Origin of the sequence: Streptomyces sp. NBC_01190 (assembly GCF_045039895.1) — a bacterium.
In the GTDB taxonomy this organism is placed as follows: domain Bacteria; phylum Actinomycetota; class Actinomycetes; order Streptomycetales; family Streptomycetaceae; genus Actinacidiphila.
The window spans coordinates 1,747,439-1,765,837 of sequence record NZ_CP108580.1 but is presented as its reverse complement, the minus strand read 5'-3'; the positions used below and the strand labels follow the sequence as shown (position 1 = coordinate 1,765,837).

Below are 18,399 nucleotides of genomic sequence, written 5' to 3'. Positions count from 1 at the left end.
AACTGTCGTGGCCGCCCGTTGTCGTACCCGCGTGGGAGGATCGGGGACGTGGCAGAGAAAGCATCGAATACGTCTACCGTCCGGCCCGAACGTTCCGACCGTCCGCGGCTGCTGCTGCTCGACGGGCACTCGCTGGCGTACCGGGCGTTCTACGCGCTGCCGGTGGAGAATTTCACCACCGCCACGGGTCAGCCGACCAACGCGATCTACGGCTTCATGTCCATGCTCGCGAACACGTTGCGTGACGAGAAGCCTACGCACCTGGCGGTGGCGTTCGACGTCTCCCGCAAGACCTGGCGGTTCGACGAGTACCCGGAGTACAAGGCGACGCGGTCGAAGACACCGGACGAGTTCCGCAGCCAGGTGGAGCTGATCGGCGAGCTGCTCGACGCGATGGCGGTGCCGCGCTTCGCGGTCGACGGCTTCGAGGCGGACGATGTGATCGCCACCCTCGCCACCCAGGCCGAGCGGCTGGGATACGAGGTGCTGATCGTCACCGGCGACCGGGACGCGTTCCAGCTCGTCTCGGACCAGGTGACGGTGCTCTACCCGACCCGGGGCGTCTCGGAGCTCACCCGGTTCACCCCGGCGAAGGTGGTGGAGAAGTACGGACTCACGCCCCGCCAGTACCCGGACTTCGCCGCGCTGCGCGGCGACCCGTCGGACAATCTGCCCGGCATCCCCGGGGTGGGGGAGAAGACCGCCGCCAAGTGGATCTCCCAGTTCGGGTCGTTCGCCGAGCTGTGCGAGCGGGTGGAAGAGGTGAAGGGCAAGGTGGGCGAGAATCTGCGGGCCCACCTCGACGCGGTGAAGCTCAACCGCCGCCTCACCGAGCTCGACCGCGGGGTGGCGCTGTCCGCCACCGCCGAGCAGTTGGGCCGGGAGCCGTACGACCGGACGGCGCTCGTCGGCGTGCTCGATGTGCTGGAGTTCCACAACCCCAATCTCAGGGAGCGGCTCTTCGCGGCCGACCCGGGCGCCGCGGAGGAAGCGGCGGTGATCGCCGAGGGCGTCGCCGTCGACGGCACCGTGCTGGCACCGGGCGAGCTGCCCGAGTGGCTCGCCGGACACGCGGCGCGACCGCTGGGGCTGGCCAGCGTCGACAGTTGGGAGCTGGGCGGCGGCAGCGTGACCGCGGTGGCGCTCGCCTCGGCCGAGGACGCGGTCTGGTTCGACCCGGCGCGGGTGGACGAGGCCGACGAGAAGGCGTTCGCCTCCTGGCTGGCCGACAAGGACGCCCCGAAGGTGCTGCACAACGCCAAGAACGTGATGCGGGTCTTCGGCGAGCACGGCTGGCGGGTCGACGGCATCGAGATGTGCACGGCGCTCGCCGCGTATCTGATCAAGCCGGGACGCCGCTCCTTCGCGCTCGACGTGCTCTCGGTGGAGTACCTCGGCCGGGAGCTGGCGCCGGCCGCCGACGCCGAGGGGCAGTTGGCGTTCGGCGAGGAGGACGAGGGCGAGGGCGCCGCCGCCGCGTCGCTGATGACCCAGGCCCGCACGGTGCTCGACCTGGGCGAGGTGTTCGCCGGGCGGCTCCCCGAGGTGGGGGCGATGGAGCTGCTGCACGACGTGGAGCTGCCCACCTCGTCGCTGCTGGCCCGGATGGAGCGGGCCGGCATCGCCGCCGACCGGGCCCATCTCGAAGGGCTCACCCAGCAGTTCGCCGCGGCGGTGGCGCACGCGGTGTCCGAGGCCCACGCCTCGGTCGGCCACGAGTTCAATCTGGGGTCGCCGAAGCAGCTCCAGGAGGTCCTCTTCGGTGAGCTGGCGCTGCCGAGGACGAAGAAGACCAAGACGGGTTACACCACCGACGCGGACGCGCTGGCGTGGCTGGCCGGGCAGACCGACCACGAGCTGCCGGTGATCATGCTGCGCCACCGGGAGCAGGCCAAGCTCCGCGCCACGGTCGAGGGCCTGGTGAAGTCCATCGCGCCCGATGGCCGGATCCACACCTCCTTCAGCCAGACCGTCGCCGCGACCGGCCGGCTGTCGTCGACCGACCCCAACCTCCAGAACGTGCCGGTCCGTACCGACGAGGGCCGGGCGATCCGGCGCGGCTTCGTCGTCGGCGCGGGGTACGAGTCGCTGCTCACCGCCGACTACAGCCAGATCGAACTGCGGGTGATGGCCCATCTCTCGGAGGACGAGGGCCTGATCGCGGCGTTCACCTCCGGCGAGGACCTGCACACCACGGTCGGCTCCCAGGTGTTCTCGGTGGCCAGGGACCAGGTGGACCCCGAGATGCGCCGCAAGATCAAGGCGATGTCGTACGGACTGGCGTACGGGCTGTCGGCGTTCGGGCTGTCGCAGCAGCTGGGCATCGAGGCGGGCGAGGCGCGGGCGCTGATGGAGACGTACTTCGAGCGCTTCGGCGGCGTGCGGGACTATCTGCGCCGGGCGGTGGAGGAGGCCCGCGGCATCGGTTACACCGAGACGCTGCTCGGCCGGCGCCGCTATCTGCCCGATCTCACCAGCGACAACCGGCAGCGGCGGGAGATGGCCGAGCGGATGGCGCTCAACGCGCCGATCCAGGGCTCGGCGGCGGACATCGTGAAGATCGCGATGCTGCGGGTGGACGAGGCCCTGGTGCGCGAGGGGCTCACCTCACGGATGCTGCTCCAGGTGCACGACGAAATCGTGCTCGAAGTCGCCCCGGGGGAGCGGGAGAAGGTGGAGCAGCTGGTGCGCCGCGAGATGTCGGGGGCGTATCCGCTGCGGGCACCGCTGGATGTCTCGGTGGGTGTCGGCTCGGACTGGGAGTCGGCCGCGCACTGACGGCGCCGGGCCGGCCGCACCGCGACGGCCGGCCGGCCCGCGGCGTGCGGGCCGGCGCTCCCGGCGCTCCCGGACCCGGGCGGTGGAATCCCTGGGTGAACGGGCCGCGTCCCCGCGGTGAAGGCTCCTCGGGGGCGCACCGGATCGTCGGTTATTGCGATGATTCGTACCCTGTGTATTGCCGCCGGAGTGTGGTCCGGGCAGTGAAGTTGCCGTAGGGTCAATCGAGTTGTCGCGCCGGGACGCGCGCGCATCTCGTACGTGGGAGGGACCGCGATATGTCGGCGCGGCGGTACGGCCGGAGGCTCCGCAGGACAGCGACCGGGACGGCGGTGGCCGCGGCTGCCATGGCGGCGCTCAGCGCCTCACAGGGGCCGGGGTTCTTCCCGGTGGCCCATGCGCAGGCGGCGACGCAGGACCAGCAGCAGGTCGCTGACACCCCGCAGGGCGGTCCGGCGATCGACGGCGGCTCGCCGTACTTCACCCAGGTACCGCCGCTGAACAGCCCCACCGGCCCCTTCGCCCCGGTCGCCCCCGGCGGTGCGCCCGGCGGCGGTGTCGTCACCGTGCCCGGCGGCGGCGCGAGCCTGCCGACCACCGTGCTCGCCGCCTACCAGCGCGCCGAGGCGTCGCTGGCCGAGAGCGAGCCAGGCTGCCATCTGCCCTGGCAGTTGCTCGCCGCGATAGGCCAGGTCGAGTCCGGCCAGGCCCGCGGCGGCGCGGTCGACGCCAACGGCACGACGTACTCCCCGATCCTCGGCCCTGTCCTCGACGGCAACGGCTTCGCCGACATCACCGACACCGACGGCGGTGCCTTCGACGGGGACGCGGTCCACGACCGGGCGGTCGGCCCGATGCAGTTCATCCCCCTCACCTGGGAGACCTGGGGCGCCGACGGCAACGGCGACGGGGTGCGCGACCCCAACAACGTCTACGACGCGGCGCTGGCGGCCGGCCGCTATCTGTGCGCCGACGGCCGTGACCTGGCCGTGCCCGCCGACATGGACCGGGCGATCCTCGGCTACAACCACTCGCAGGCGTATCTGGACCTGGTGAAGTCCTGGTACGAGCACTTCGTGGCGGGCGGCGCCGTCACGGTGCCCGACCGCACCGGCACCCCCGGCCCCGGCGTGACCCCGCCGCCGGACCCCGGCACGCCGACGCAGAAGCCGACCCCGTCCACCAGCCCGTCGGCCTCGCCGTCCCCCTCCACCTCTCCTTCGGCGCCGGCGGGCGGCACCACGTCGCCCTCGCCCACGGCGACCCCGACCGGCACGCCCACCGGTACGCCGACCACCAGCCCCACGGGCGGCCCGAGCGGCGACCCCACCACCGGTACGCCGTCGCCGAGCGACTCGCCCACCGACACCCCGACCCCGGGCTGCCCCACCGACACGCCGAGCCCGAGCGACTCGCCCACCGACACCCCGGCCCCCACGGTGACGCCGACCCCGACGCCCACCGAGACCACGCCGGACCCGTGCGCCACCGACACCCAGACCCCCACCCCCTCGCCGTCCGACACGGCCGGTGCGGCAACGGGTGCCGCGCTGACCGCGTCCTGACGCGGCGCACCGCCCCCGGACCGGCCCGGCAGCCGGACCGGGATCCGTCCGGGGACGCCCCGGGGATCCGGTCCGGTCAGGGCCGGCGGGTGTTGGTACGGCGGGTCGGTACGGCGGTGGCCGGGTCCTCCGGCCACGGGTGTTTCGGATAGCGGCCGCGCAACTCGGCCCGTACCGACCGATATCCCTCGCGCCAGAAGGACGCCAGATCCGCGGTGACCGCCGCCGGCCGACCGGCGGGTGACAGAAGGTGCACCAGCACCGGCACGCCCGCCACCCTCGGGGTCTCCCGCAGGCCGAAAAGCTCCTGGAGCTTGACCGCCAGCACCGGCTGCTCCCCGCCGTAGTCGAGCCGGATCCGCGAACCGCTGGGCACTTCGAGCCGTTCCGGGGCGAGTTCGGCGAACCGCGCCGCCTGGCCGCCCGCCCAGGGCAGCAGCCGGGTCAGCGCGGCGCCCGCGTCCACCCGCGCCAGATCGGCCCGGCGGCGGGCCGAGCCGAGTTCAGGGCCGAGCCACTCCTCGGCGCGGGCCAGCAGCGCGCCCTCCGCCACGTCCGGCCACGGCTCGCCGAGCACCCGGTGCAAGAACGCCAGCCGCTGCCGTACGTCGTGGGCGTCGCGGGACCAGCGCAGCAGCCCGGTGCCCTCCGCGGTGAGCCCCTCGACCAGCGCGGCCCGTACCGCGGCCAGGTCCGGCGTCCGCAGCGGCGCCGCCGCCAACTCCACCGCGCCGAGCTTCTCCACCCGGCGGGCCACCACATCGCCGTCGCGCCAGCGCACCTCCTCGTACGCCGTCAGCAGCCCGCCCGCCGCGGCCCGCGCGGTGCCCTCGTCGATCACCGCCGCGACCCGGACCCGAGCGGACGCCCGGCCCACCCCGCGGTCGGCGACCGCCACGGCCACCCACTCCGCGTCCCCGATCCCGCCGGCCACCTCGGCCGCCGTGCCGCCCACCATCAGATACGCGCCCGGTCCGCGCCGCCGCGCCACCCGCTCCGGGAAGGCCAGTGCGACCACGAGCCCGGCCGCCACGTCGTCCGTGACGCCGCCCGACGCCCGGCCGCCTCTCGGTCCGCCCGCCGGCCCGCTCGCCGATCCGTCCGGCGTGTCCGGCGTGTCCCCGCGCAGCGCCGCCGCCAGCCGCCGCGCCTCCGCGCGCCAGCGGACCGCGTAGGGGTCGGTGCCCCGGCGCGCGGTGTGCCAGGCGGCGGTCAGATCCGAGCCGTAGGAGGAGGGGAGTTCCTCGGAGAGCAGCGCGGTGATCTCCGCCGCGCGGGCGGCGCCGGTGTCGGGCACCGCGTCGAGGAGCGCGCGGGCCAGCCGGGGGTGGAGACCGAGACGCGTCAGGCGGCGGCCCCGGTCGGTGGCGCGGCCCCCGTCGTCGACCGCGCCGAGATCGTGGAGCGCGGCGCGGGCGGCGGCGAGGGCGCCGGGCGGCGGGGCGTCGAGAAGGGCGAGGCCGGCCGCGTCCGGATTCCCCCAGCAGGCGCTCCGCAGAGCGAAGGCGGTGAGGTCGGCGAGGGCGATCTCGGGCGCGGGCCTGGCCGGCCGCCGCGCGTGCTCGGCCTCGGACCAGCAGCGGTAGACCGTGCCGGGACCCTCGCGTCCGGCCCGCCCGGCGCGCTGGTCCGCCGCGGCCCGTGACGCGCTGACCGTGGTGAGCGAGCCCAGCCCCCGCGCGTGGTCCATCCGCGGTTCGCGGGCCAGACCGCTGTCCACCACGATCCGTACGCCCGGCACGGTCAGGCTGGATTCGGCGACCGATGTCGCCAGCAGCACCCGGCGCCGCTCCCCGGGGGCGAGCGCGGCGTCCTGCACGGCGGCGGGCGCCTGCCCGTGCAGCCGCAGGACATCCGCGGCGAGGCCGCTACCCAGCATCCCCGCGACCCGGGCGATCTCCCCGGTGCCGGGCAGGAAGCACAGCACATCGCCGTCGTGCTCGCGCAGCGCCCGCCGTACGGTGGCGGCCACATGGTCGAGCATCGCCGGATCGACCCGCATACCGTGCGGCGGCCGTACCGGCCCGGCGGGCGCGGCCCACTCCACGGCCACCGGGTGGAGGACGCCGGCCGCCTCGACCACCGGGGCGTCGCCGAGCAGCTTCGACCAGGCCGCCGTGTCGGTGGTGGCGGACGCGGCGACCAGCCGCAACTCCGGCCGCAGCACCGCCCGTACATCCAGCAGGAAGGCCATCGCGGTGTCCGCGTCGAGATGCCGCTCATGGCACTCGTCCAGGATCACCGTGCCCACACCGGCCAGTTCGGGGTCCCGTTGCAGGCGTTGCAGCAGCACACCGGTGGTGACCACCTCGACGGCGGTGCGGGGCGAGACCGACCGCTCCCCCCGTACGGTGAAGCCGACGGTCTCGCCCACCCGTTCGCCGAGCAGCCAGGCCATCCGCCGGGCGGCGGCCCGCGCCGCCATCCGGCGGGGTTCCGCCACCAGCACCCGGCCGCCGGTCGCCTCGGCGATCAGCAGCGGCACCAGCGTGGTCTTGCCGGTGCCGGGCGGGGCGGCGAGCACCGCGCAGCCGCGGGTCCGCAGCGCGTCGAGCAGGGCCGGCACGGCCGGGGCGACCGGCAGGCTCCGCGCCTCGGCCCGCAGGGCGCGCAGCGGGCCGGTGATACCCGGGACCGCCGGCGCCGCCGGGTCCGGCGCACCGCTCACCGCGGCGCCCCGGTGCTCATCGCGGCCACCCCGGCCACCCCGGCCGCGGTCAGCGAGAGCGGCGCCGAAGCCCCGGTGCGCGGGCGCCGTCCCGGTCCGCCGCCGCGGGGAAGCCTCACTCGGCGACGCAGACGAAGATCGCGGTGCCGGGCAGCAGCCGGCCGCGCAGCGGGGACCAGCCGCCCCACTCCTGCTCGTTCCACTCCGGCCACTCCGGCTCGACCAGGTCGACCAGCCGCATCCCGGCCGCCGCGATCTCCCGTACCCGGTCGCCGAGGGTCCGGTGGTGCTCGACATAGACGGCGAGGCCGCGGTCGTCCTGCTCCACGTACGGGGTGCGGTCGAAGTAGGAGGCGACGGCGGTCAGACCCTCGGGGCCCGGCTCGTCGGGGAAGGCCCAGCGGACCGGGTGGGTGACCGAGAAGACCCAGCGCCCGCCGGGCCGCAGCACGCGCCGGACCTCGCGCTGGACGCGGGCGGTGTCCGCGACGAAGGGGAGCGCCCCGTAGGCGGAGCAGGCCAGGTCGAAGGAGGCGTCGGCGAAGGGCAGCGACCCCGCGTCGGCCTGCACCAGCCGGACCGGACCGCCCGGCGCCTCCGTACCCGCCGCGTGCTCCTCGCCCGTCGCGTGGTCCGCGTGATCCTGATTTTCCTGGCTTCCCTGGCTTTCCTCGCTGATCCGCCGGGCGTGCTGCAACTGCCGCCGCGACAGGTCGAGCGCCACCGGCCGCGCGCCCTGCGCGGCCAGCCAGCGCGAGCACTGCGCGGCGCCGGCGCCGATCTCCAGCACCGCCTGGTCCTTGAGCCCGGCCACCGGTCCGAGCAGCCCGGCCGCCGCCTCGTCCAGCCCCTCCGGGCCCCACACGAAGCGGGCGTCGCCGAGGAAGTCGCCGTGCTCCACCTGGTAATCGTCGGCGTTGCGGTCCCACCAGTGACGGTTGGCCCTGCTGCTCTCCGTGCCACCGGCAATACGACGGGTAGCTTCGGGTTCCGGTCCTTGGATCATCGCGGCTGTCGTCGTACTCTCTGGGAGGACCTCTGGGTGGACGAGTTGCGGCCGGTTTGGTCCGTTATGCGCGTGGTGCGCTCTTCGTGCATTGACCGTGCCCTGCTGCCCCCGTATGCTACAAGTTGCGCTGCGAGCCTGCGCGCCTCAGACAGAGCAGGCCGTGCTCGGAACTGTTGCAGACCTCTCGGCCCCCGTGGCTGTCCGGAATTCGGCAGGAGCGAAAAGGGTTCCCGGCGTAGCAGTACCTACGACTTACTGTCCGTACCGGAGTCCTTTCCCTAATGACGAGCAGCACCGAGGCCCCTCGTACCACCCCGCAGGTGGCGGTCAACGACATCGGCAACGAGGAAGCCTTCCTCGCCGCGATCGACGAGACGATCAAGTACTTCAACGACGGCGACATCGTCGACGGCGTCATCGTGAAGGTCGACCGGGACGAGGTCCTGCTCGACATCGGTTACAAGACCGAAGGTGTCATCCCCTCCCGCGAACTCTCCATCAAGCACGACGTCGACCCCAACGAGGTCGTCGCCGTGGGCGATGAGATCGAGGCCCTGGTTCTCCAGAAGGAGGACAAGGAAGGGCGCCTGATCCTCTCGAAGAAGCGTGCGCAGTACGAGCGCGCGTGGGGCACGATCGAGAAGATCAAGGAAGAGGACGGCATCGTCACCGGTACCGTCATCGAGGTCGTCAAGGGTGGTCTCATCCTCGACATCGGCCTGCGCGGCTTCCTGCCCGCCTCGCTGGTGGAGATGCGCCGCGTGCGCGACCTCCAGCCCTACGTGGGCAAGGAGCTCGAGGCGAAGATCATCGAGCTGGACAAGAACCGCAACAACGTGGTCCTGTCCCGCCGTGCCTGGCTGGAGCAGACGCAGAGCGAGGTCCGCCAGACCTTCCTCACCACCCTGCAGAAGGGCCAGGTGCGCTCCGGCGTCGTCTCCTCCATCGTCAACTTCGGTGCGTTCGTGGACCTCGGCGGTGTCGACGGTCTGGTGCACGTCTCGGAGCTCTCCTGGAAGCACATCGACCACCCCTCCGAGGTCGTCGAGGTCGGCCAGGAGGTGACGGTCGAGGTCCTGGACGTCGACATGGACCGCGAGCGCGTCTCCCTGTCGCTGAAGGCGACCCAGGAAGACCCGTGGCAGCAGTTCGCCCGGACCCACCAGATCGGCCAGGTCGTCCCCGGCAAGGTCACCAAGCTGGTGCCGTTCGGCGCGTTCGTCCGGGTGGACGAGGGCATCGAGGGTCTGGTGCACATCTCCGAGCTGGCCGAGCGCCACGTGGAGATCCCGGAGCAGGTCGTCCAGGTCAACGACGAGATCTTCGTCAAGGTCATCGACATCGACCTGGAGCGGCGCCGCATCTCGCTGTCGCTCAAGCAGGCCAACGAGTCCTTCGGCGCCGACCCGGCCTCGGTCGAGTTCGACCCGACCCTCTACGGCATGGCCGCGTCGTACGACGACCAGGGCAACTACATCTACCCCGAGGGCTTCGACCCCGAGACCAACGACTGGCTCGAGGGGTACGAGAAGCAGCGCGAGGAGTGGGAGGGCCAGTACGCCACGGCCCAGACCCGCTTCGAGCAGCACCAGGCGCAGGTCATCAAGTCCCGCGAGGCCGACGAGCAGGCGGCCGCCGAGGCCGGCAGCGCCGCGCCCGCGCCGGCCTCCGGTGGCGGTTCGTACTCCTCGGAGTCCGATGACACGTCCGGCGCTCTCGCCTCCGACGAGGCCCTCGCGGCCCTCCGTGAGAAGCTCGCGGGCGGCCAGTCCTGATCCAGGACGCCGACCGACATCCGCGGCCCGCACCCCCGTCCTGGGGGTGCGGGCCGCGGTGCGTGGTGTGACGGCGCAGGGCCATCAGCGGGGCCGGTTACCACCCCTTCGGGTGCGGCCGCGGGGAATGGCGGGCAAGCTCCGTTCGTTGTCCGTGACAAGAGCGAGGAGGACGATCACCGTGCTGGATCCGCAAGGACTGTACGAGTACGTGCCGGGCGGGGCCGAAGCCGTCGACGAGGCGGTCGGTGACGCCGGCCCGGTGCTGCTGTACTACTTCGAGGGGTACATGGACGCCGGCGAGACCGGTGAACAGATCACTCGCCATCTGCTGGACCGGCTGGACAACCAGCTCATCGCCAGCTTCGACGCGGACCGGCTGATCGACTACCGCGCCCGGCGGCCGCTGATGACCTTCGAGCGGGACCACTGGTCCGCCTACGAACCGCCGGAGATCGACCTCTATCTGGTCCGTGACTCCACCGGCACGCCGTTCCTGCTGCTCGCGGGCTCGGAGCCCGATGTGGAATGGGAGCGGTTCAGCGGCGCGGTGCTCCAGGTCGTCGAGCGGCTGGGAGTGCGGCTCGCCATCAACTTCCACGGCATCCCGATGGGTGTCCCGCACACCCGCCCGGTCGGCCTGACACCCCATGGCAACCGGGTGGACCTGATGCCGGGTCACCGGGCCTGGTTCGACGAGGCCCAAGTGCCGGGCAGCGCAGCCTCGCTGATCGAGCTTCGGCTCGCCGAGTCCGGCCGTGACGTGCTCGGGGTCGCCGCGCATGTGCCGCACTACCTGGCCAGGTCCCCGTATCCGGACGCGGCCCTCGCGGTGCTGGAGACCATCACCGCGGCCACCGGCCTGGTGCTGCCGGACATCGCCAACGCGCTGCGCAACGAGGCGCACACCGTGCGCGTCGAGATCGACCGCCAGGTGGCCGAGGGCGACAGCGAGCTGGTGTCGGTGGTGCGCGGCCTGGAGAGTCAGTACGACGCGGTGGCCGGCTCGCAGAGCCGCGACAATCTGATCGCCGAGCCCGTCGACCTGCCCTCGGCCGACGATCTCGCGGCGGAATTCGAACGGTTCCTCGCCGACCGGGAGGACGACGGCCGCTGACCGACGGTTGCTGAGGGCGGCACGGTCACGGGGGACCGGGTGGATCCAGCGGGTCCGCTCGGGCGGCGAATGCCCCCGTTCGGGGGGTCGGGAAAGCGCCAATCCGGTGGATTCCGCTCCGCTGCCTCAGCAGCCGCCGGCTCGTTCGGCCAGGGTGCGCCACGCCGCCCGCACCTGCGGTTCCAGCGCCTCCAACGGTCCGTCGTTGTCGATGACGAGATCGGCGACGGCGAGCCGCTGCTCGCGGGTGGCCTGCGCGGCCATCCGGGCCCTCGCGTCGTCCTCGCTCATACCGCGCAGCCGGACCAGGCGGTCGAGCTGCGTGTCCGGTGCCGCGTCGACCACGACGACCAGGTCGTAGGCGGCGGCCAGGCCGTTCTCCGTCAGCAGCGGCACATCGTTGACCACGATCGCCGAGGGGGCCGCGTGCTGCCGCAACTCGGCCGACCTGCGCCCCACCAGCGGGTGCACGATCGCGTTGAGCGCCTTGCGGCGGTCCTCGTCGGCGAAGACGATCGCGCCGAGCGCCGGCCGGTCGAGGCTTCCGTCGGCGGCCAGCACTTCCGGGCCGAACTCGGCCACCACGGCGGCCAGCCCCTCGGTACCCGGCGCGACGACCTCGCGGGCGATCCGGTCCGAGTCGACCAGCACCGCCCCATAGGACGCGAAGAGCCGGGCCACCTCGCTCTTCCCGGCCCCGATACCCCCGGTCAGCCCCACACTCAGCATGTCCGACAGCCTAGAGGGTGCGCCCCGGGCCACGCGGCGGGCCTGCCCGCCCTGGCGGGGCCGCTCCCGGTGGGCGGCGGAATGTGGTTGCCGCGGTACGTGTTGGGTATCTTTGACCAGACGATCCGTCGTCAACCGTGCCCCGATCCAGGGAGGCGGCCTTGCCCAAAGGGACACCGGAAACCCACGTCATCGACTTCCGCGCCGCGGAGCAGTTGCTCGCGGCCCGTGACCCGCGCGGCGCCGTCAAGCTCCTCGACACCGTGATCGCGGCCCACCCGGAGAACACCGCGGCCCGGCTGCTGCGCGCCCGCGCCTTCTTCGCCGCCGCCCAATTGCGCCCGGCCGAGCTGGAGTTCCAGATCGTGCTGGAGCGCGAGCCGGACAACGCCTTCGCCCACTTCGCGCTCGCCCGCACGCTGGAGCGGGCCAATCGGGCCGACGAGGCGCTGCGGCACTTCCGGCTGGCCGCCGCGCTCGACCCGCGCCCCGATTATCTGGCCGCCGCCCGCTTCGACCCGAGCTGAGCGGCGGCCTCCCGCCGGGCGAGGTCGGCCGCTGGACGGATCCCGGTGGCCGGTCCCGGCATCGCCGGGAGGGGGGCGCAGGGCGGCGGCAGGTCGGCGTGGGAGGCCGCGCGGCGGCGGGCTGCTCGGCGGGAGGACCCCGACGAGGCGGGCGGCACGGCGACGGGTGGCGGGAAGGCCTCGGCGCGGAGGCGGGTGGCGCGGCTCAGAAGAGCGGCGCCGGCAGCACGCCCTCCAGTGCCAGCAGCGACCTCTTGATCTCCAGGCCGCCGCCGAAGCCCCCTATGCCCCCGCCGCTCTCGATCACCCGGTGACACGGCACGACCAGCGGCAGCGGATTCGACCCCATCGCCACCCCCACCGCGCGGGCGGCGTGCGGCTCCCCCACCCGATCGGCGAGGTCCTGGTAGGCGACCACCGAGCCGTACGGCACCCCCGTGGCCAGCTCCCGCAGCACCCGGCGGTTGAAGCCGGTGATCAGCGACCAGTCGAGCGGCAGCGAGAAGTCACGCAGCGTGCCCGCGAAATACGCCGCCAGCTGCTCGGCGACCGGCGCGAGCCGCCGCGCGTCCGCCACCGGGCCCCGCCCCAGCCGCCGGCCGGCCGCCTCCAGCGTCCGCTCCACCGTCGCCTCGTCGGCCCGGAGACCCACCAGGGCGAGCCCCAGCTCGGTCCCGGCCAGCAGCAGCGGCCCGATCGGCGCGTCCACCACCGTCCAGGCGAGACTCGCCGGGCCCACCGGGTCCGCCGCCCCCATCGGGCCCGCCGCCTCCGCCGCATCTGCCGAACCTGTTGATTGCCTCACACCCGCCAGCCTAGGGGGAGGCTACGACAGTGCCCGCCACCCCGGCGTCCACGACCGAATGTCAGTGGCTGGTCGTACCTTGGAGACATGCGCCCTGTATCAGACATCGAACGCAGTGTGGCGCCTTTCGAGGTCGTCAGTCCCTTCCAGCCCAGCGGTGATCAGCCGACCGCGATCAACGACCTTGAGCGCCGCGTCCGGGCAGGTGAGCAGGATGTGGTGCTGCTCGGCGCTACCGGTACGGGCAAGTCCGCCACCACTGCCTGGATGATCGAACGGCTCCAGCGACCCACTCTGGTGATGGCGCCGAACAAGACCCTGGCCGCCCAGCTCGCCAACGAGTTCCGCGAGCTGCTGCCGAACAACGCGGTCGAATACTTCGTCTCGTACTACGACTATTACCAGCCCGAGGCGTACGTCCCGCAGACCGACACGTACATCGAGAAGGACTCCTCCATCAACGAGGAGGTCGAGCGGCTGCGCCACTCCGCCACCAACTCCCTGCTCACCCGCCGGGACGTGGTCGTGGTCGCCTCCGTCTCCTGCATCTACGGCCTGGGCACCCCGCAGGAGTACATCGACCGCATGGTCCGGCTCAACGTCGGGGACGTCATCGACCGGGACCAGTTGCTCCGCCGGTTCGTCGACATCCAGTACACCCGCAACGACCTGGCCTTCACCCGCGGCACCTTCCGGGTGCGCGGCGACACCGTGGAGATCTTCCCGGTCTACGAGGAGCTGGCCGTCCGGATCGAGATGTTCGGCGACGAGATCGAGGCGCTCTACACCCTGCATCCGCTGACCGGTGAGGTGATCACCGAGGACCGCCAGATCTACGTCTTCCCGGCCAGCCACTATGTCGCGGGCCCGGAGCGGATGGACCGGGCGGTGGCCGGCATCGAGAGCGAGCTTGAGGAGCAGCTCGCCCTGATGGAGAAGCAGGGAAAGCTGCTCGAAGCCCAGCGGCTGCGGATGCGCACCACCTATGACATCGAGATGATGCGCCAGGTCGGCACCTGCGCCGGCATCGAGAACTACTCCCGGCACATCGACGGCCGTGGCCCGGGCAGCGCGCCCGACACCCTGATCGACTACTTCCCCGAGGACTTCCTGCTGGTCATCGACGAGTCGCACGTCACCGTGCCGCAGATCGGCGCGATGTACGAGGGCGACGCGTCCCGTAAGCGCACCCTGGTCGACCACGGCTTCCGGCTGCCGTCCGCGCTGGACAACCGGCCGCTGAAGTGGGAGGAGTTCCAGAAGCGGGTGGGCCAGACGGTCTATCTGTCGGCGACCCCCGGCACCTATGAGCTCTCCCGCGGCGAGGGAGTGGTGGAGCAGATCATCCGGCCGACCGGGCTGGTGGACCCCGAGGTGATCGTCAAGCCCACCGAGGGCCAGATCGACGACCTGGTGCACGAGATCCGGCTGCGCACCGAGCGGGACGAGCGGGTCCTGGTCACCACCCTCACCAAGAAGATGTCCGAAGACCTCACCGACTACCTGCTGGAGCTCGGCATCCGGGTCCGCTATCTGCACAGCGACATCGACACCCTGCGCCGGGTGGAGCTGCTGCACGAGCTGCGGGCCGGTGAGTACGACGTGCTGGTCGGCATCAACCTGCTGCGGGAGGGCCTCGACCTCCCCGAGGTGTCCCTGGTGGCCATCCTCGACGCCGACAAGGAGGGCTTCCTCCGCTCGGGCACCTCGCTGATCCAGACCATCGGCCGCGCCGCCCGTAACGTCTCGGGCCAGGTGCACATGTACGCCGACCGGATCACCCCGGCGATGGAGAAGGCCATCGACGAGACCAACCGCCGGCGCGAGAAGCAGGTCGCCTACAACAGTGAGCGGGGACTCGACCCGCAGCCGCTGCGGAAGAAGATCGCCGGCATCCTGGACTCCTTCGCCCTGGAGGACGCCGACACCGAGGAGCTGCTCGGCTCCGGCCGGCAGCGCTCGCGCGGGAAAGCGCCGGTGCCGGGGCTGTCCGCCAAGTCGAACGGCAAGCGGGCGGCGAAGGGCGGGCTGCCCGCCGAGGAACTCACCGACCTCATCACCCAGCTCACCGACCAGATGCACGCGGCCGCCGCCGAGCTCCAGTTCGAGGTCGCCGCGCGGCTCCGGGACGAACTCGGCGAACTCAAGAAGGAGCTGCGCCAAATGCGTGAGGTCGGGATGGCCTGATGGGGCGCGGGGGGCGTGCGGGACGTGCGCTGGGCCAACGGGGGGACGGCGCCCGGCCGGCGGCAGGGAATCGGCCATGAATCGGCGGAAACCTCCTGACGTCGAACCGGGATACCGCCGGGCCTCGTCTTGTTAGTGTCGGGGCACCAACGGCACACGTGGTGACGGGTGAGAGGGGACAGCGCGTGACGGTCAATATGACCAAAGGTCAGAAGATCAGCCTGAGCAAGGCTGACGGGGGATCACTGACCGCGGTCAGGATGGGGCTCGGCTGGCAGGCCGCGCCGCGCCGCGGGCTCTTCGGCAGCCGCACCCGGGAGATCGACCTCGACGCCTCCGCGGTGCTCTTCGCCGACAAGCAGCCGGTCGACGTGGTCTTCTTCCAGCACCTCACCAGCGACGACGGCTCGGTCCGCCACACCGGGGACAACGTGGTCGGCGGCGCCGGCCAGGGCGGCGACGACGAGTCGATCCTGGTCGACCTCGGGCGGGTGCCGGTGCATGTCGACCAGATCGTCTTCACGGTCAACTCCTTCACCGGTCAGACCTTCGCCGAGGTGCAGAACGCGTTCTGCCGGCTGGTCGACGAGACCAACGGCCAGGAGTTGGCCCGTTACACCCTCACCGGCGGCGGCGCGTACACCGCGCAGATCATGGCGAAGGTGCAGCGCGGCCAAGGCGGCTGGTCGATGACCGCGATCGGCACGCCGGCCAACGGACGGACCTTCCAGGACCTGATCCCGGCCATACTGCCCGCGCTCTGACCCGGGGCGGCACCGGCCGGACGCCCCGGCTGTCCCGCCGCCCCCGACCGGCCGTGGACCGGCCGACGGACCCGCCCACCACCGACCAGCGGGCCCGGCCGACCAGGACCGATCCACGCGTCCACGGCCGGCCGACCACTGACCCGGCACGGCAGACACCAGGAACAACACCAGGAACAAGAGAACACGAAGACGGGAACGGGGGCGGCGGACATGGGCGCCGAACTGGTCCGCGGGCAGAACCATCCACTGCCCGGCAACCGGTGGGAGATCCGGGTGTCGGCAGGTACCCCGGTCGTGGCCGCGGTCACGCTCGGGGACGAGCAGGGCCGCGTCCTCCGCGACCTGGGGGCGCCGCCGGGCGCCGGGGCCGCGGCTGGGGCTGGCGCCGGGACCGGGGCGTCGCACCCGGGGGCGGGCGACGCCTGGCTGGCCCACCCCGGTACCCCCCGCGTCCCCGGCGTCGAGGTGCCCCGGCAGGCGGCCGCCGACCACGCGCTGGTGCTGGACCTCGGCGCGCTGCCGGAGCCGGTCCGCCGGGTACACGTCCTGCTGGCGCTCCCCACCGGACCGCGGGGCGGACCCGGTGACTTCGGCGCGGCCCCCGCTCCCCGCCTGGCGGTCACCGCCCCGGACGGCGACACGGCGGCCGGCTTCACCATCACCGGGCTCGGCCCGGAGACGGCCCTGCTGGCGCTGGAGCTGTACCAGCGGCAGGGCGTCTGGAAGGTGCGCGCGGTCGGCCAGGGGTACGCCGACGGGCTCGCCGCGCTGCTGCTCGACCAGGGCGTGGCCGAGGCGGTGGCGCTGGCCGGGGAGATTCACGCGGCGGCCGACCCGGAGCGGTCCCGTGCGGGCGCGGTGCTCGCCCAGGGGGCGCCCGCCGCGTCCGTCCCGGCGGAGGGGGCCGGTGCCGCCGCGTCCGTGACGCCGGCCGCCGCCGGTCGGACGGCCGCCCCCGGGCCGGCCGCCACGTCCGCCGCCGCGCAGGCTCCCGCTCCGACCGCTTCGACCACCTCGGCTGCCGCCCCTGCCGGGCAGGCCCCCGCCCCCGCCGCCTCGGCTCCGATGCCCGCCGCCGGGGACACCGGCACCGGCGTCGACTACCGCCACCCCCGGCGCCGTACCGCCGCCGCGCAGGCGCCCCGCACCCGTGGCGGGACACCGCCCGCGCGCTCCGGCTCCCCGGCCGGCACCCCGCCCCAGCCGGTGCCGGCCCAGGCGTCGCACGCGCCCGCGCTTCCCGCACAGGTCCCGCCGGTCGCCGGGTACGACCCGCCCGCGCCGCCGGACCCGCCCGCCGCGCCCGTTCTGCCGACAGATCCAGACGACGCTCCACCGGTCCCGCTCGCCGGTGAAGCCTCCGGCTGGACCATGGAGGAGCGGCTGCACAACCAGATCTGGGGCATGTTCGAGGACCTGGCCCGTACGGTGGCGGCCTATCGCGGCGCGGCGGACTTCGCCGAGTCCCGTTACGACCAGGAGATGGACCGGCTGCTCGCCGACCCCCGGACCCGGAACGGCCTCGCCGCGGAGGTGGCCAGGGACGATGCCCAGCTCAAGCAGGCCGAGCTGGTGGACCAGGCCAGGGCGGTGCTCGACCGCGACCTCGCCCAACTGACCGCCGAGGCCGAGGCGGTGGAACCCGCGCTGCCGCCCGCTTTCGCCGGCTGGGAGAACCCGGTGTGGCATGCCTACCAGGTGCCGGCCGAGCGGCCGATGGCGGTGCGGCTCGGTAGCCTCACCCTGCCCGAGGCCCCCGAACTGCGGATTCCGCTCCTGGCCCGGCTGCCGCTCGACCGCGGGCTGTGGCTCGACACCGCGGAGGACGGCCGGGGCGCCTTGGCGGTCGCGGTCGCCGTCGCCGCCCGGCTGCTCGCCTCGTACCCGGTCGGCGGTTTCGCGGTGAACATCCTGGATCCGGCCGGCTCCGGCGCGGCCGCGCTCGCCGCGCTGTACGCGGCGGGCGCCCCCGTACTACCGCCGCCCGCCGCCGGAGCCGAGGGGGTCAGCCAGCTGCTCGACCGGCTGACCGACCGGGTCGACCTGTTGCAGATGGCCGCGCGCGGGGGAGCGCCGGACGCGCTGCCGGCCGGCTTCGACACCGCCGGGCGGCTGCTGATCGTCAACGCGTTCCCGTACGGCTTCGACGACCGGGCCGTCACCCAACTGCGCTACCTCGCCGACGAGGGGCCCGCGGTGGGGGTGCATCTGCTGATGGTGGCCGACAGGGCGGACGCCGACCGGTACGGGCCGGTGCTCGACCCGTTCTGGCGGTCGCTGCTGCGGCTCACCCCGAACCCCAGTGACCACCTCGCCGACCCCTGGGTGGGGCACGTGTGGACGTATGAGCCGGCGCTGGTGCCGCCGGGCAGCCAGGTGCTCGGCCGGGTGCTGCGGCAACTGTCGGCGGCGGGCCCGGCGTTCGGCCCCTGAACCGGTCGGCGTGGCGCGCCCATTGCCGAGCCTTTACGA

At 73.2% G+C, this 18,399-nt stretch carries 12 protein-coding genes; 8 read left to right on the top strand and 4 right to left on the bottom strand.

What is annotated here, in order from left to right; genetic code table 11:
- The first annotated feature begins 48 nt into the window (after positions 1-48).
- Together polA and OG519_RS07500 are read left to right on the top strand one after the other, a co-directional pair.
- A complete protein-coding gene (polA, locus tag OG519_RS07505) occupies positions 49-2,778 on the top strand; it encodes a DNA polymerase I (RefSeq protein WP_405580273.1) in 2,730 nt (909 codons plus the stop codon).
- Positions 2,779-3,056: 278 nt separating this feature from the next.
- Entirely contained in the window at positions 3,057-4,343 is a 1,287-nt protein-coding gene (locus tag OG519_RS07500; RefSeq protein WP_405580271.1) for a lytic transglycosylase domain-containing protein, read from the top strand.
- 76 nt (positions 4,344-4,419) lie between these two features.
- On the opposite strand, the gene hrpB is transcribed toward OG519_RS07500, so the two are convergent.
- Positions 4,420-6,957: an ATP-dependent helicase HrpB gene (gene hrpB, locus OG519_RS07495; protein WP_405592541.1), complete on the bottom strand. Its 2,538-nt coding sequence runs from the start codon at positions 6,955-6,957 to the stop codon at positions 4,420-4,422.
- Between the two features lie 169 nt (positions 6,958-7,126).
- Positions 7,127-8,017, bottom strand: coding sequence for a class I SAM-dependent methyltransferase (locus tag OG519_RS07490; RefSeq protein WP_405580269.1), 891 nt, complete (start codon positions 8,015-8,017; stop codon positions 7,127-7,129).
- Between the two features lie 284 nt (positions 8,018-8,301).
- Here OG519_RS07490 and rpsA point away from each other — a divergent pair, with 284 nt between their 5' ends.
- A complete protein-coding gene (gene rpsA / locus OG519_RS07485; protein ID WP_405580266.1) occupies positions 8,302-9,795 on the top strand; it encodes a 30S ribosomal protein S1 in 1,494 nt (497 codons plus the stop codon).
- A gap of 181 nt (positions 9,796-9,976) precedes the next feature.
- Positions 9,977-10,912, top strand: coding sequence for a proteasome assembly chaperone family protein (locus OG519_RS07480; protein WP_405580263.1), 936 nt, complete (start codon positions 9,977-9,979; stop codon positions 10,910-10,912).
- A gap of 126 nt (positions 10,913-11,038) precedes the next feature.
- On the opposite strand, the gene coaE is transcribed toward OG519_RS07480, so the two are convergent.
- Complete coding sequence (gene coaE / locus OG519_RS07475) at positions 11,039-11,641, bottom strand: dephospho-CoA kinase (RefSeq protein ID WP_405580260.1); 603 nt, start codon at positions 11,639-11,641, stop codon at positions 11,039-11,041.
- Positions 11,642-11,802: 161 nt separating this feature from the next.
- Here coaE and OG519_RS07470 point away from each other — a divergent pair, with 161 nt between their 5' ends.
- On the top strand, positions 11,803-12,168 hold the full coding sequence (locus tag OG519_RS07470; RefSeq protein ID WP_405580257.1) for a tetratricopeptide repeat protein: 366 nt from the start codon (positions 11,803-11,805) through the stop codon (positions 12,166-12,168).
- Between the two features lie 205 nt (positions 12,169-12,373).
- On the opposite strand, the gene OG519_RS07465 is transcribed toward OG519_RS07470, so the two are convergent.
- Entirely contained in the window at positions 12,374-12,925 is a 552-nt protein-coding gene (locus OG519_RS07465) for a methylated-DNA--[protein]-cysteine S-methyltransferase (protein WP_405592539.1), read from the bottom strand.
- 135 nt (positions 12,926-13,060) lie between these two features.
- On the opposite strand from OG519_RS07465, the gene uvrB reads away from it, so the two are divergent.
- The 3 genes from uvrB (at position 13,061) to OG519_RS07450 (ending at position 18,360) form a co-directional block, all read left to right on the top strand.
- The gene (gene uvrB, locus OG519_RS07460; protein WP_405580254.1) at positions 13,061-15,160 is read left to right on the top strand and encodes an excinuclease ABC subunit UvrB; all 2,100 of its coding nucleotides are present in this window, start codon (positions 13,061-13,063) and stop codon (positions 15,158-15,160) included.
- A 185-nt stretch (positions 15,161-15,345) separates the two neighbouring features.
- Positions 15,346-15,924, top strand: coding sequence for a TerD family protein (locus OG519_RS07455; RefSeq protein WP_405580252.1), 579 nt, complete (start codon positions 15,346-15,348; stop codon positions 15,922-15,924).
- Positions 15,925-16,137: 213 nt separating this feature from the next.
- Positions 16,138-18,360, top strand: coding sequence for a TerD family protein (locus OG519_RS07450; RefSeq protein WP_405580249.1), 2,223 nt, complete (start codon positions 16,138-16,140; stop codon positions 18,358-18,360).
- The last annotated feature ends 39 nt before the right edge of the window (positions 18,361-18,399 follow it).